General features: G+C 74.2%; 14 protein-coding genes. 8 read left to right on the top strand and 6 right to left on the bottom strand.

Going from position 1 to position 14,034, the window contains the following annotated elements; genetic code table 11:
• Nucleotides 1–166 precede the first annotated feature (166 nt).
• The gene (locus ACFZCD_RS10730) at nt 167–301 is read left to right on the top strand and encodes a hypothetical protein (protein ID WP_391829453.1); all 135 of its coding nucleotides are present in this window, start codon (nt 167–169) and stop codon (nt 299–301) included.
• Between the two features lie 309 nt (nt 302–610).
• On the opposite strand, the gene ACFZCD_RS10725 is transcribed toward ACFZCD_RS10730, so the two are convergent.
• Nucleotides 611–1,516, bottom strand: a complete 906-nt coding sequence (locus tag ACFZCD_RS10725; RefSeq protein ID WP_391829452.1) for a phytoene/squalene synthase family protein — start codon at nt 1,514–1,516, stop codon at nt 611–613.
• Between the two features lie 250 nt (nt 1,517–1,766).
• Between ACFZCD_RS10725 and ACFZCD_RS10720 the strand changes: the two genes are divergently transcribed.
• From ACFZCD_RS10720 to ACFZCD_RS10705, 4 genes are all read left to right on the top strand, one after another.
• On the top strand, nt 1,767–2,918 hold the full coding sequence (locus ACFZCD_RS10720; RefSeq protein WP_391829451.1) for a glycosyltransferase family 4 protein: 1,152 nt from the start codon (nt 1,767–1,769) through the stop codon (nt 2,916–2,918).
• Nucleotides 2,918–3,847, top strand: coding sequence for an NAD-dependent epimerase/dehydratase family protein (locus ACFZCD_RS10715; RefSeq protein ID WP_391829450.1), 930 nt, complete (start codon nt 2,918–2,920; stop codon nt 3,845–3,847). The genes ACFZCD_RS10720 and ACFZCD_RS10715 overlap by 1 nt, the downstream gene beginning before the upstream one ends.
• A gap of 36 nt (nt 3,848–3,883) precedes the next feature.
• Complete coding sequence (locus ACFZCD_RS10710; protein WP_391829449.1) at nt 3,884–4,786, top strand: phytanoyl-CoA dioxygenase family protein; 903 nt, start codon at nt 3,884–3,886, stop codon at nt 4,784–4,786.
• A gap of 93 nt (nt 4,787–4,879) precedes the next feature.
• Complete coding sequence (locus tag ACFZCD_RS10705; protein WP_391829448.1) at nt 4,880–5,464, top strand: class I SAM-dependent methyltransferase; 585 nt, start codon at nt 4,880–4,882, stop codon at nt 5,462–5,464.
• A 39-nt stretch (nt 5,465–5,503) separates the two neighbouring features.
• Here ACFZCD_RS10705 and ACFZCD_RS10700 read toward each other — a convergent pair whose 3' ends face one another.
• The 4 genes from ACFZCD_RS10700 to ACFZCD_RS10685 all read right to left on the bottom strand — a co-directional run bounded on the left by ACFZCD_RS10700 (nt 5,504) and on the right by ACFZCD_RS10685 (nt 9,854).
• Nucleotides 5,504–6,484, bottom strand: a complete 981-nt coding sequence (locus ACFZCD_RS10700) for an aKG-HExxH-type peptide beta-hydroxylase (protein ID WP_391829447.1) — start codon at nt 6,482–6,484, stop codon at nt 5,504–5,506.
• 344 nt (nt 6,485–6,828) lie between these two features.
• The gene (locus tag ACFZCD_RS10695) at nt 6,829–7,722 is read right to left on the bottom strand and encodes a class I SAM-dependent methyltransferase (RefSeq protein WP_391829446.1); all 894 of its coding nucleotides are present in this window, start codon (nt 7,720–7,722) and stop codon (nt 6,829–6,831) included.
• On the bottom strand, nt 7,715–8,512 hold the full coding sequence (locus ACFZCD_RS10690; protein ID WP_391829445.1) for a class I SAM-dependent DNA methyltransferase: 798 nt from the start codon (nt 8,510–8,512) through the stop codon (nt 7,715–7,717). Before ACFZCD_RS10690 ends, ACFZCD_RS10695 begins: the two co-directional genes overlap by 8 nt.
• A gap of 76 nt (nt 8,513–8,588) precedes the next feature.
• A complete protein-coding gene (locus ACFZCD_RS10685) occupies nt 8,589–9,854 on the bottom strand; it encodes a YcaO-like family protein (RefSeq protein ID WP_391829444.1) in 1,266 nt (421 codons plus the stop codon).
• A 145-nt stretch (nt 9,855–9,999) separates the two neighbouring features.
• Here ACFZCD_RS10685 and ACFZCD_RS10680 point away from each other — a divergent pair, with 145 nt between their 5' ends.
• Nucleotides 10,000–10,836, top strand: a complete 837-nt coding sequence (locus tag ACFZCD_RS10680; protein ID WP_391829443.1) for a sulfotransferase domain-containing protein — start codon at nt 10,000–10,002, stop codon at nt 10,834–10,836.
• A gap of 51 nt (nt 10,837–10,887) precedes the next feature.
• Here ACFZCD_RS10680 and ACFZCD_RS10675 read toward each other — a convergent pair whose 3' ends face one another.
• Complete coding sequence (locus tag ACFZCD_RS10675; RefSeq protein ID WP_391829442.1) at nt 10,888–11,664, bottom strand: carbonic anhydrase; 777 nt, start codon at nt 11,662–11,664, stop codon at nt 10,888–10,890.
• 275 nt (nt 11,665–11,939) lie between these two features.
• Between ACFZCD_RS10675 and ACFZCD_RS10670 the strand changes: the two genes are divergently transcribed.
• On the top strand, nt 11,940–12,161 hold the full coding sequence (locus ACFZCD_RS10670; protein WP_391829441.1) for a hypothetical protein: 222 nt from the start codon (nt 11,940–11,942) through the stop codon (nt 12,159–12,161).
• A 162-nt stretch (nt 12,162–12,323) separates the two neighbouring features.
• Nucleotides 12,324–13,949 (top strand): ABC-F family ATP-binding cassette domain-containing protein, encoded by a 1,626-nt coding sequence (locus ACFZCD_RS10665; protein ID WP_391829440.1) that lies wholly within the window; start codon nt 12,324–12,326, stop codon nt 13,947–13,949.
• Nucleotides 13,950–14,034: the final 85 nt, after the last annotated feature.

Here is a 14,034-nt window from a genome sequence, read left to right as displayed (position 1 = left end):
TCGCCCGATAAAGTCACCTCGTGTCGTACCAGCGCTGACCCCGGGTCAGCACGTCACGTCGGGGCCTCACCCAGGGGTCTCGGGAGGGTCGGTAGCGCTGCCGCACCCCGAGGGCCCTAGGGTCTCGCCGGCCGGCGGGTCTCCTGGTCCGAGGAAAGGCGCACACATGGTGCAGCACAAAAGGCCGAAAGCGCCGGTCGACTGGAACCTGGTCCGCAGCGTGGCCCGAGCAGTGACGCCGTGGGTGGAGCTGCTGACGGCCCTGACCGCTCTGGCCCTGGCGATGACCGGCAGGGGCTGACCCGCGGGGCGTATCACCAGTACGCCCCGTGGAGCCAACCCTCGGCCGCCCGTCGCGGGGTTCGCCCCGCGACGGGCTCTTCTCGTCCGCACCGTCTGCGCGACGGCACGGACGGCACGACGGCGGGCCTGCCGTCGCCTCCCGTCAGCTGCCCGACGAGCCCACACACTAACGCACCGGACCGCCCGCGGCCCGGGACCGCGACACGACGAACAGCCACCTGGAGGACACCGTCACGCGCGTCCGGCGGCCCCGCGTCCCGCCCTCCGGGCGATGCCCGGACAGGAGGACGAGGCAGCGCGGCGGGGGTCAGCGGCCGCGCCGCGCGTACTCCCGGCGGAGCACTCCGAGCGCAGCGGGCACGGAGGGGCGCGCCGCTCCGCGGAGCACTCCGGTGCCCTTGCGCGCGGCCGCGTCGGCCGTGAGCACTTCCAGGGAGACGAACGCCCGGATGAACGCGCGATGCGCGGGCGGCGCGAAGCGGTGCAGGCCCCGGCTGGCCAGCAGGTCACGGCGCGCCGAGGCCAGCGAATCAGTCAGCAGGGCGCGTACGCCCGGGGTGTCCCGTCCCTGCTCCAGGTCGGCCCGGGAGACGCCGTGCTGCTGCAGCGTCTCTTCGGAGAGGGTGAGCCTGCCGTCCCGCAGGTCCTCGGCGAGGTCGTTGACGAAGTCGAGCCGCTGGCTTCCGTCGATGTAGGCGCGGCACAGTTCGCGGCCGCCCGTCTCCTCGGCGTCCGGCGTCAGCAGGAGGCAGGCGACCAGCATGAACGCCGGCAGTGAATACGCGTCGACGTACCGCTGGTACTCCGCTTCGCCGGCGAAGCCGGTGAAGTCCCGGTCGAGCGGGGCCCCGGCGAGGAACCGCCCGATGTGCCCCTCCAGCCGGGGGTGGGCGGAGACGGTGTGCAGCAGGGGGCGGAGCACCGGATGGCCGCTCTCGCCGGTGGCCAGCCCGCCGGCGACCTCCTTCTCCCAGGCGGCGAAATCCTCACCGTCCGGCCCCGGGCCCTTCCGGTCGAGCAGCTTGTCGGTGTGGTGCATGAACGCGGTGGCGGCGATGACGTGCGGAACGAGCTTCGCGGGCAGCAGCAGACGCACGGCCGCATACGCGTGACGGCGGTAGGCGGCGACCACGGAGCGCTGCCGGGTGTAGTCGTCGCGCAGCTGCGGGCCGTCGATTCCCGCGGCGGTGAGCGTCCTGCTCCATGGGGTCATGGCGGTGTCTTCCTGCGAAGGGTGCCGGAAAGCGCCGAGCCTACCGACCGCGGCCGGCCGCCCCGGACACCGCCCGGCAGCGCTGCCGCCCGGCGCATGAGGGCTCATTGACGGGCACCCCCGTCCGTAGTCACTGTGGAGGGCGTGGATCCCTCCGCCCGCCGTGCGGCCGGGCTCTCCCTGCATGACGTGAGTGTGCTTCCGGATCGGTGTCTTCTCGTCCGCCTTCTCGCGTTGGAGGTCACTGCTCATGCGGATCGCCTACCTGCACGGCGGGAGCGTCCCGTCGGTCTACGCGAACGGGGTCCACGTCATGCGGATGTGCGACGCGTTCGCCGACGCCGGGCATCACATCGAGCTGTACGCCGTGCCGGGGACCGTCCGGACCGGTGACCTCCACGCGTACTACGGCACCCGCAACCGGTTCCCGGTGCACACCGTCCCGCTGGGCACGGCGCCTGGGCTCGGGCCCCTGGTGCGTGCCCGGCGCGTCCGGGACGGTGTGCGGCGCGGCACCGTCCCGGACGTCGTGTACGGACGGGACCCCCACGCGCTTCTCGCCGCCGCCGGCACGGCCCCCGTGGTCTACGAGACGCACCTGTTGTGGACGGACCGCGTCGTGCGCGGCGTCGAGCGGCTGCTGTTGCGCCACAGAGGGCTCCGCCGGATCGTCTTCGTGTCCCAGGCGCTCGCCGACGACTACCGCGCGGCGTTCCCGCGGCTCGCGGCGCGCCGGGACGTCGACTGGGTCACCGCCTCGGACTGCGCCGACCCCGTGGCGGCCGGCGGCCCGGTGGCCGCACTGCCCGGCAGACCCGGAGCGCTCAAGGTCGGCTACGTCGGCCACCTCTACCCCGGCCGGGGCACCGACGTCATCCGCGAACTCGCCCGGCTCCTGCCCGCCGCGGACTTCCACCTGGTCGGCGGCACCCCGGAGGACCTCGCACACTGGCAGGACCGGTGCCGGGGCGAGAACGTGTTCTTCCACGGCCACCGTCCGCCGTCCTCGCTCCACCCCTACTACCGGGCCTTCGACGTCGTGCTGGCGCCGTACCAGAGGAAGGTGGCGTGCGCCGGCGGCATCGGCGACATCAGCCGCTGGGTGTCACCGATGAAGCTGTTCGAGTACATGGCGCACGGCAGGGCGATCGTCGCCTCGGACCTCCCGGTGCTGCGCGAGGTGCTGACCGACGGGGAAAACTGCCTGCTGTGCCCGCCCGGCGACGTGGCGGCCTGGGCGGAGGCCGTCGGGCGGCTGAGCGCCGATCCGGCCCTGCGGCGCGCCCTGGGAGAGACGGCCCGGCGCGAACTGACCACCCGTTACACCTGGCGGGCGCGCGCCGACCGCGTCCTCGCCGGCCTGCCCGGGCACGCGCCCGCGGCTGCCGCGGGGCGGCCGTGATGCGGGCGCTCGTGACCGGCGCCGCCGGGTTCATAGGCTCCCACCTGTGCGAACACCTCCTGGCGGAGGGGGACTCCGTCGTCGGCGTCGACGCCTTCACCGACTTCTACGACCCGGCCCTGAAAGAGCGCAACCTCCGCCGCCTGACCGGCTCCCCCGGCTTCTCCCTCGTCCGCGCCGACCTGCTGGAGGCGGACCTCGGTCCCCTCCTTGACGGCACGGACGTCGTCTACCATCTCGCCGGCCAGCCCGGGGTACGCCCCTCCTGGGGCGCGGAGTTCCCGGTGTACGCGGCCCGCAACATCCTCGCCACACAGGCCCTGCTGGAGGCCGTGCGCAACCGCCCGGTGGGCAGGTTCGTCTACGCCTCCAGCTCGTCCGTCTACGGGGACGCGCAGGAGTTCCCGACCGCGGAGACCGCCCCGCCCCGGCCGGTCTCCCCCTACGGGATCACCAAGCTCGCCGGGGAGCACCTGTGCGAGCTGTACCGCACGACGTACGGGTTGCCGAGCGTCTCCCTGCGGCTGTTCAGCGTCTACGGGCCCCGGCAGCGGCCCGACATGGCCTTCGCGCGCCTGCTCACCGCGGCGTCCGGCGGCGCGCCGTTCCCCCTGTACGGCGACGGCGAACAGACCAGGGACTTCACGTACGTCCTCGACGCCGTCACCGCCATGCGCGCCGCGGCCCGCTCCGGCTTCACCGGCGTCGCCAACCTGGGCGGCGGCTCCCCCGTGTCCGTCAAGCAGGCCGTGGCCACCGTCGAGAGCATCCTGGGGCCGGTCGAGCTCCTCCCCCGGCCCGCCGGGCCCGGCGACGCGCGCCACACCGGCGCCGACATCACCCTCGCCTCCCGCGCCTTCGGCTACCGGCCCCGTACGACGCTGCACCAAGGGATCACGGCCATGGCGGAGGAACACCTCCGGCCGTGATCCCTCCCCCCACACCTTCCGCCGGCAGGAGCCACGATGAACGAACCGACCGGCGTACGGCCCGCCCTCGTCCACACCGTGACCCCGGCCACGCACCGCATCCCCGTCTCGCTGCGCCACGTCCTCGACGGCGCGCTGGTCGTCGTCAAGGGCGGCCTGCACCACGGCGGGGCCCTGGAGCGGATCCGGCGCGAGACCGGGCGAGCCGTGGCGCAGGCGCTGCCCGGCCCCCGGGCCGCTCGGGCCGGGGCCTCCCTGGAAAAGCTGCACCTGGAGGCGCACACCGAGCAGATCGCGTCGATCCGCACGGATCTGGAGACCCGGCTCAGGGCGCTCGCCGAGACCGTCCTGCGCGACGTCGCACGGTCCCTGGAGCCGCAGGGCCGGCGCCTCTACCTCGGCGGCCATCTGGGCATCCGCATCATGCCCCCGCAGCACTCCCTGGCGGCGGGCAGCGAACCGCCCGGGCTCGAAGGGTTCCTGACCCCGCGCGAGGCGCACATCGACTCGTGGTTCAACACCGCCGTCAACTCCGTCAACCTGTGGATGGCCGTCGGCCCGGTGCGCAGGGGCAACGGGCTGGTCTTCTACCCCGGCGCCTACCGCCGCGGCCTGCGCCACGACGGCCGGCACGCGCTCCTCACCGGCCAGTACACCGGCCCGCCCATGGACATCGCCCTCGACCCGGGGGACATCCTGTTCTTCGCCGGGGACCACCTGCACGCCTCGCAGCCCAACACCACCGACGAGACGCGCTTCGTCATCACCAAGCGGCTCTGCCTGGGGACCCCGCGCTACTCCCGGCACGCCACCGGCTGGGTCCCCTACCAGGACCCGCGCCTGCTGGGGACCCCTCTCGAACCCCTCGCCTCACTGCGCTCCCGGCTCACCGCCGGGGGTGCCCGCCAGCTGTTGCGGGAGCGGCTCCGCCGCGGCTGAAGCGCGGCTCTAGAGTGTTCTCACGTGACTTCACCTTCCTCGCCTCCCTCACCTCCTTCACACCTGCGTGCGACCGCGGACGCCTACGATGCGATGGCCGTCCGGTACGCCGAATTCGTCCGCAACGGACTCGACCCCCTTCCCCTGGACCGTGCGGTGCTCGCCGCGTTCGCCGAGTTCGCGCGCGAGGCGGGTGCCGGCCCCGTCGCCGAGCTGGGGTGCGGGCCCGGGCAGACGACGGCCCACCTGCGGGACCTGGGGCTGGACGTCTTCGGTGTCGACCTCTCCCCGGCGATGATCGGTCTCGCCCGCGAGGCGTATCCGGACCTGCGGTTCGACGTCGGTTCGATGGACGCCCTGGACCTGGCCGACGGCGCCCTGGGCGGCATCGTGTCCTGGTATTCGCTGATCCACACCCCGCCGCAGGACGTTCCGCCGTACTTCGCCGAGTTCCGCCGGGTCCTGGCGCCGGGAGGCCATCTCCTGCTCGCCTTCTTCGAGGCCGAGGGCGGGCCCGTCACGGCGTTCGACCACAAGGTGACGACGGCCTACCGGTGGCCCGTGGACGAGCTCGCGGAGACGGCACGCCGGGCCGGGTTCACCGAGGTTGGCCGGATGCTGCGCGAGCCGTGCGAGGGGGAGCGCTACCGCCGGGGCCATCTGCTGCTGCGCGGGTAATAGCGCGTAACAGCCGGTAATAGGGGGATCGTTCGCCCCTCAGCCGCGGGCGGCGACGCGGGCGCTCCGGTCCAGCAGCCGCCGGCCGTGCTCCGTGAGCCCGGCCCGGTGGTCCTCCAAGGTGGCGACCGCCGCGCGCAGGTCGCGCAGGAGCCGGTCGTGCCGGGCCCGTACCGCCGCGGCGGCGGCCGTGTCCGGTCCGGCCGCCGCAGCCGGGGCCATGGCCGTCCCGGCGCCGGCGGCCCGCCCGTACAGCCGGACGCAGCGGGCCAGCACCACCGTCTGCTGGAACAGCCCGCTCAGGGGGCGCGGGTCGGCCCGCAGCGGGGTCGCGAGCGGGCCCGCGCACGCGTCCGCGGCGGAGGTGAGGAACGGTTCGCGCACCGCAGCCGCGTTGCAGCGGTTGTGCGTGCCTTCGTGCACCAGGGCCTCGGCCAGCCTGACGGCTCCGGGGAGCCCGGAGCGGGCCGGCGCGAGCCGGCGGCGGTTGATCAGGACGGCGCCGTGCACGGTGAAGTCGGTGTAGCCGTCGATGGCCATGCCGTCGAGGAGGGCCACCTGGGCGACCACGGCCCGCAGCTCGCCGAGCATCCGCGGCCATACGGTGCCGAGCAGCCCGAGCGCCTCCGCCAGCACGGCCCGGTCGGCGGCCGACCAGGTGCCCAGAGCGGCGGTGACCGGTGTCCCGTCACCTCCGGGGCGGTCCGGCCGCTGGGCCAGCGCGCGGCTCAGGCTGCGCCGGAGATGGTCCTGGCCCTCCGGGTCGACGGGCTCGGCCCCTTCCGCGGCCGGGCGGCGCGCCAGCTGCCGGACCAGCTCTTCCGTACGCTCCGGGGCGTACGTGCCGGAGCGGCGCTCGCGTTGCGCACGGTGGACGGCTTCCACGGCCGCCGGGTGGAGCGGCAGCGGGAAGTGAGGGGCCGGCCCGGGCAGCCCGGTGCCCGCCACGACCTTCAGGAGCAGGCGGCGCAGGGCCTCCTGGTCGTCCTGTGCCGAGGAGGGGTCGGGCTCGACGTCCACAGCGGCTCCTCTCCCGTGCCGCCGCGGCGGGCGGGTGACCGGCGGTGCCGGCGCGAGGGCCGGCGCGGGGCGGCCGGCCGGTCAGGGCCGGCCGGCCGCCGTGGCGCGCCCGGGGGCGCGCCGCGTGTCAGTCCTCGCAGGGGATGTCGATCATCAACGCGAGTTCGGGGAGTTCCTCGGCCGGTACTTCCTCGACCTCTACGACGTCACGGGGCATGTTCACTCCTTCGCTACCGGAAGACAGTGCAGGGGCGCGGCACCTGAGGACCGCGCTCCCGGCTCTCATCGTGCGCCGGGAAAGCGGTGATCGCCATGGTGAGCCCGCCCACAGCCGGGGCGGGGAATCATGATTGAGTCAACGGCCCGCCGTTCACCGCGGCTTGCGCGCCAGGAGGGAGCGGCTTTCTCGCCATGAGGGAGAGGGACAGCGGAACGGACGGGACGCCGTCCGGCAGGTGCCACCAGCCGTCCTCCCGTTCTTCCAGGAAGGGGAACATGGGCCAGCCCACGAAGGGCCACTCGTGCAGGAACTCGATGGTCAGCCCGGCGCCGAGCAGGGCGTTGACGAGGGTGCCCATGCCGTGCCCCCAGCTGAACTCCCAGCCGTCCGTCTCGGTCCCGGGCACCGAGAGGGGGCTGCGGTAGCGCCAGCGCAGAGGTTCGCCGGAGCTGAAGTATCCGTAGCGGACGCGCAGTTCGCGGGAGTCCGTGCGCTGGTCGAAGAGCCAGGCGGTGGGGTGTGCCTCGAAGAGGTAGAACCGCCCGCCCGGCGCGGTGAAGCGGGCGACGACCTGCGCCCACTTCTCCAGGTCGGGCAGCCAGCCCAGGACGCCGTGGGAGGTGTAGACGAGGTCGAAGGTCTCGTCCAGGCGGTCGGGGAGGTCGTAGACGTTCGCGCAGACGAAGCGGGCGTCCGGGGCGACGTCCCGGGCGAGGGAGCGTGCCGTCGCGGTGCCTTCCGCGGAGAAGTCCGCGCCGGTCACGCGGGCGCCGAGGCGGGCCCAGGAGAGCGTGTGCACGCCCACGTGGCTCTGCAGGTGCAGCAGGGAACGGCCCGCCACGTCCCCGACCTCGTCGATCTCCAGCTGCCGGAGGCGTACGCCGCCGCGCCGGAAGCCGTCGAGGGCGTAATGGGCGGAGGCTGCCTTCAGGGGCGTCCACGTCTCCCATTGCCGCAGGTTCTCCGCCATGTAGGTCCCGGGGTCCTCGGCCCTGCCCGCCGCGAAACTTTCATTCATCCGCGTTTCCTTCACGCGCCGGGCGCTCGTACACGGAAATGTGGCCCGTACTCGACGAGGTGAACGGGGCGCCTTTCCAGTTCCCCCACCGCTCGCGCAGCCGCAGCCCCGCCATCCGCGCCATCAGGTCCAGCTCGCCGGGCGCGGCGTAGCGGAACGAAACGGTCGTGCGGTGCATGTCCACGCCGCCCGTGCTGCGGTTCGCGAAGACGACGTAGTGGGAGCGGTAGTGCTGCGCCGCCCGGTCGGTCTCCCGGTAGCGCAGGACGAGCTGGCCGCCTTCGGCGGGGACGACCCGGCCTCCGGACGACGCGCTGGACGTGAGGGCTTCGGGGAGGTGGGCGTCGAGGACGAACAGGCCGCCTGCGCGGAGACGCCGCGCGGCGTTGGCGAAGCAGTCCACTTGCGCTTCCTGCGTGGGCAGTTCGGCGAAGGTGCCGTTGACGACGTAGACGAGCGCGTAGTGGGTGTCCGTGCCGTCTGGGGCGTCCGGGCCGGCGGTGCTGAAGTTCCCGAGCGTCACGGGGATGTCCTGCCCGCCGGGTTTGGCCCGCAGTTGCCCGACCATGGCCGGTGAGGCGTCGATGCCGTGGATCTCCACGCCGCGCGCGGCCAGGGGCAGGGCGATCCGGCCGGTGCCTATCCCGAGCTCCAGAGCGGGGCCGGGCCCTGCCGTCTTCAGCAGGCCGGCCAGGGCCTCCACGGTGTCGTCGGTGGTGGCTGCGGGTCCGAACCATTCGTCGTAGTGCGCGGCGAAGGCGGTGTAGTCCGGCGCGTCGGCTCCGGTCATGGCGGCCTCTCCTCACGGTTGCGGGCGGGGGCGTGACGGGTGCGGGCGGGGCGTACGGGCGGGCGGGCCTGCACTGTCAGCCGAAGGGGTGCGGCAGGGCGCCCGGGATCCCGCCGTCGCCGGTGGGCAGCGCCGCGGCCCCCGGGGCGATCAGCCGGACCACGGACACGTGCTCCTCGGCGAGCTGCGGGGCGTCGGTCTCCACGAGGAGGACGTCCTCACCGGTGTGGGCGGCGAGCGCGGCGACTCCGTCCTCCGGGTCTGCGGGCGGGGGCAGTCCGGTGCCGGGCGGGCGGTCGTGCGGGCGGTTCAGCCAGTGGGCCAGGCTGTCCTGGCGGTGGAACGTCCACAGTGCGTGTTCCAGTGCCGTGCGGGGCGGGGTCCTTCCTTTCCGGCCGGCCCAGGTGCGGACGGCCTCCGGGCCGGTCATGCTCCACCGCACCATCAGCGCCTCGTAGGCGGCGCCCGCCACCGCCGAGGCCTGCAGGCGCGCGGGGGTGCAGCGGGCCCCGAAGCTCTGCGCCGAGCCGTCGTCACGACGGTGTACGCACACGACGGTGCACACCGGTCCCGCGGGCGACGCCAGCGACAGGACGGTCGCGCGCTCGCCGCGGGCCTCCAGCACCTTACGTACGGCAACGGGCAGCAGGTCCGAGTCCGCCGGGATGAGGACCGGCCGGGGGGCGTCCGGTCCGTACCAGCTGCGTCTGATGAGGTCGCGTTCGAGGATCTCGCGGGCGGCGTGGCCGGCGGCCTGCCGCGGGTCGGGGTGGGCTCCCAGACCCGTCGAGCCTGCTCGCGCCAGGGGGGCGCAGCCGGCGGGGGGCCTGTGCCGGAGGTAGGCGGCCCCCGCCGGGACCAGCAGTTCCTCACCCGTGCGGAGGGACCGGGCCGTGACCCACAGCCCCCGGAGCGTGCGCGCGGCCGGGTCGCCGGAGAGCGCGGCCGGGTCGAGGGCGGGCACGCCCCGCCGCCGCCAGTCGTCGTGGGTGCCGATCCGGTGCCGGGCCCGCTCGGCTTGCCGGCCCGCCAGGATGTTGCCCATGCGCTCCAGCAGTTCGCCGCGGGCACGAGCGGCCACGTCCGCGGGGTCGTCCCCGGCGGCGCTGCCGACGATCACGGCCTTGGCGCCGTCCGGGGCCGCCGCGGGGGCGAACTCCGCCGAGCGGGCGGCGGTCCGGGCGAAGACGACAACCGGGCTTTCCGGGTCCGGACTCTTCCCCTCGCGGCTCTTCCCGTCCGGGTTCTTGTCGTCCGGGTTCTTGTCGTCCGGGCTCCTTGCGAACGGCGTGAACACCTGCGGCTGCCAGCGTCGCAGGGTGGTGCGTACATCCGTGGACATCGCGCCTCCCGGCACGGCCTGACGGGCAGCGCCGTCACGGCAATTGGACCAAAGGCACCGCTGCGGCACAATGGCGCCGCCGCACCGCGGCCGGCGCCGGACGCGTCCCCGGCCGCGCACCGTTGCAGAGCCGGAAGGGAATCCCATGCCCCTGACTCCGCCCCCGGACCACGCCGCGCGCACCGTCGACGCGGACGGCGACGTCTACGTCATCTCGTTCCCGAAATGCGGCCGGACCTGGCTGCGGGTCCTGATGGCCAAGGCCCTCTCCGCGGGGCACCGCATTCCCCTGGAGGTGTGCCGGAACCTGGACCTGACCCGGTTCAGCGAGGCAGAACCGGCGATTCCGCGCATCGTCTTCTGGCACGACGACCGCGTCGCGTGGCGCACCCCCGCCGAGCTGTCCCGGGACAAGGGCTTCTACCGCGACCGCAAGGTGGTGCTCATCCTCCGCGACATCCGGGACACCGCCGTCTCCCGCTACTTCCAGCGGGCCCACCAGCAGGGGCATCCCTACGACGCCGGGATCGGAGCCTTCCTGAGCGAGGAGCAGGGCAGCGTCAGGACCTGCCTGGCCTTCTGGAACATCTGGCACGCCAGGCAGGACGTGCCCGCCTCGTTCCTCCTCACCTCCTACGAGCGGCTCGCCGCCGACACCGCCGGCGAGCTCGCCCGCGTGCTCGCCTTCTGCGGCCTGCCCCCGTACGGCGAAGAGGTGCTCAAGGCCGCGGTGGACTTCGCCGGCTTCGAGTCCATGCGCGCCATGGAGCTCTCCGACGCGCTGCGCACGGACCGGCTCCGGCCCGCCGTGCCCGGGGACCCGGAGTCGTACAAGACGCGGCGCGGTGTCATCGGCGGATTCCGTGACTACCTCACCGGCCCGCAGATCGCTTACGTGAACGACGCCGTGCGCCGGATCCTCGCGCCCGAGTGGCAGCCGGCGGCCCTCGCGGCGGACGCACCGCTCCCGCGGACGCCCTGACGTGCCGGGCGCCCTGGCGCGTGGGCGGGCGCCGGCGCGCGGGCGGGCGGCTCAGGCAGGGGCACCCGTGAGGACGTCCACCCGGCCCGTGTCGAGCGAGTAGTAGGCGCTGACGACAGCGAGCGAGCCCTTCTTCACCAGCGGCGAGAGGTCCTTGTTGGAGCGCAGGGCGGCCGCGGTCAGGTCGGCCTGGTTGCGGATCATGGTGTCGACCGCGTCCGGCCCGTGCCGCCTGACGGTCTTCTCGTACGCGGGCCGGAGGGCCTCGACGACGGCCTGCAGGTTGCCCGGCAGTGTCGCGCCGTCGCGCAGCGCCTCGTACGACGCCTTCACGGCGCTGCAGCGCTGGTGCCCGAGGACGACGATCAGCGGGGTGCCGGTCGTCAGCGGCCCGAACTCGACGGAGCCGGTGACCACCGGGCCGGCCGCCTGCGCGGCGGTGCGCAGCACGAAGAGGTCGCCGAGGCCGGTGTCGAAGAGGAGCTCGGGCGGCACGCGGGAGTCGATGCAGGACAGGACCACCCCGTACGGTTCCTGCGTCTGGGCCACGAACTGGCGCCGGTCGGGGTCGCGGTCGGGGTGCTGGAGGTTCCCGCTCACCCAGCGCTTGTTGCCCTCCAGCAGCCTCGCGAGCGCCTCCTTGGCCGTGGCCGGGCGGGCGGGCGGTGACGGTGACGCGGGCGTCGCCTTCAGGTCCGCGGGCACGGCCTTCCCCGAGGTGCTCCTCCTCCCGGTGTCCCGCGCGCATCCGGAGAGCACGGCCGCGGCGGCGGCCGCGAGACCTCCGGTGAGCATCGCCCGGCGATGCGGGTGTCCTGCTGAGTCCATCGGTCGTTTCCCCTCGGCGGCGTCGCTGACGCACGCTCACACGGCGGCACGTCCGCGCACGGACGGCACCTGCTTCCCGGTCACCACGGCGAGAAAGATTGTTCACGGCGGGGCGGGTGGTCCTGCGGGAGGCGCGGAGGAACGACGGCTCATTTACCACCGACGGCCCACAGCCACGGGCCCCCGCCGAGCTGCTCCGGACGCGTCCGTCCCGCTCCGGATGCGTCCGTCCTGCTCCGGATGCGTCCGTCCTGCTCCCGGCGCAGGCTGGAGGTATGTCCCGTGTGCACATCGTCGTACACCCGCCGTCGTCGTCGGGCGGCCGGCGGGTGACCGCCGGTGCGGAGAACCTGGGCGTGGCCTACGGCGTCGTCGACGTGATCGAGTTCCTGCGGCGGGCCGGAGTCACGTCGGAGGACATGCAGCTCGAGGACCCGCACCTGATCGACTGGCGCGGCGGCGGACCCGCCGTGTGGTCCCGGCCCGGGGAAAGCTGAGCACTTTCCCGGGAGTGCCGGGCGCTTGGGGGCGAGAAAAGCAGGTGCGCCGGGCGCGGGGTGGCGGTTACCGTGACGGCATGTCTACGCCCCGGATTTCTTAGCTGAGGACCCGCTTCCACGCCAGAAGTGTGTCCTTTTGCTTTTCCGGAGCGTTATTTCATGATTACCGTTCGCGACGCCGAGCTGCGCGCCGGCGCGCGCCTGCTGCTGTCCGGCGTGTCCTTCACCGTCTCCCCCGGCGACCGGATCGGCCTCGTCGGCCGCAACGGCGCGGGCAAGACCACCCTCCTGACCGCCCTTGCGGGCCGGTCCAAGCCGGCGGCCGGTGACATCGTCCGTACGGGCCCCGTCGGCTTCCTCGCCCAGGACTCCCGCGCCGCCGACCCGGCCGTGACCGTCACCGACCGCATCCTCTCCGCCCGCGGCCTGGACCGGGCGCTCCGCCGGCTGCGCGGCGCCGAATCCGCCATGGCCGAAGCCGCCGCCACGGCCGGAGCCGGCGGGCGGCCCGGCGCGCTGGAGCGCGCGATGGACGCCTACGCCCGTGCGGAGGCCGCGTTCCAGGCGGGCGGCGGGTACGCGGCCGAGGCCGAGGCCGCCCGGGTGGCGGCCGGGCTCGGGCTGCCGGGCCGGGTGCTGCACGAGCCCGTGGGCGCGCTGTCCGGCGGGCAGCGACGCCGCGTCGAACTGGCCCGCATCCTGTTCGCGGGGCAGGGCGGCACGCTGCTGCTCGACGAGCCGACCAACCACCTCGACGCCGATTCCCTCGCCTGGCTGCGCACCTTCCTCCGGGCGCACACCGGCGGACTGGTCGTGATCAGCCACGACGCCGGCCTGCTCGCCGACGTCGTCAACCGGGTCTTCCACCTCGACGCGGGCCGCGCGACGATCGACATCCACAACACCGGGTGGGCCGCGTACCTGGCCCAGCGGGAGACGGACGAACGGCGCCGCGCCCGCGAACGCGCCGGCGCCGAACGCAAGGCAGCCTCCCTGCACGCCCAGGCGGACAAGATGAAGGCCCGGTCGGCCACCGCCGCCATGGCCAAGAGCATGGCCCGCCGCGCCGACCGCATGCTCGCCGCGCTCGAACCGGCCCGCCGGACCGAGAAGGCCGCCAGGATCCGGCTGCCCGAGCCCGCCCCGTGCGGGCGGATGCCGCTCGGCGCCGTCTCCCTGGCCAAGTCCTACGGCGGCCGCCGGGTCCTGGACGGCGTGGACCTGGCCGTGGACCGGGGCAGCCGCCTCGTGGTCCTCGGTCTGAACGGCGCCGGCAAGACCACCTTGCTGCGCGTCCTCGCCGGTGAGGAGCGCCCCGACGCCGGGCGCGTGGTGCACGGGCACGGTCTGCGGCTGGGCTACTTCGCCCAGGAGCACGACACGCTCGACGGCTCCCGTACGGTGCGGGAGAACCTCGCGGCCGCCGCCCCGCACCTCACGGACGGGGAGGCGAGGCACGTGCTGGGCGCGTTCCTGTTCTCCGGGGCCGACGCCGACAAGCCGGCGGGCGTCCTGTCGGGCGGCGAGAAGACCCGGCTGGCGCTGGCAGGGCTCGTGCACTCCGGAGCGAACGTGCTGCTGCTGGACGAGCCGACCAACAACCTCGACCCCGCCTCCCGCGGCGAGGTCCTCGCGGCCGTCGGTTCGTACCCGGGCGCGATCGTGATGGTCACCCACGACGAGGGCGCCATCGACGCCCTGCGCCCCGACCGCGTCCTGCTGCTGCCGGACGCGGACGAGGACCTGTGGAGCGAGGACTACCGGGAGCTGGTCGCCCTCGCCTGACCGAGCCGCGCCGGCGTCCCCGCCCCGGTCCTGCCCCGCCCCGTTTCATCGTCGATGAGGCAAGATCAGCGGCAGTGGAACGGGG

The sequence above is a fragment of the Streptomyces sp. NPDC008001 genome (assembly GCF_042958085.1).
Classification (GTDB): Bacteria; Actinomycetota; Actinomycetes; order Streptomycetales; family Streptomycetaceae; genus Streptomyces.
The sequence above is the reverse complement of the archived record's forward strand: the minus strand, read 5'-3'. Positions and strand labels throughout refer to the sequence as shown.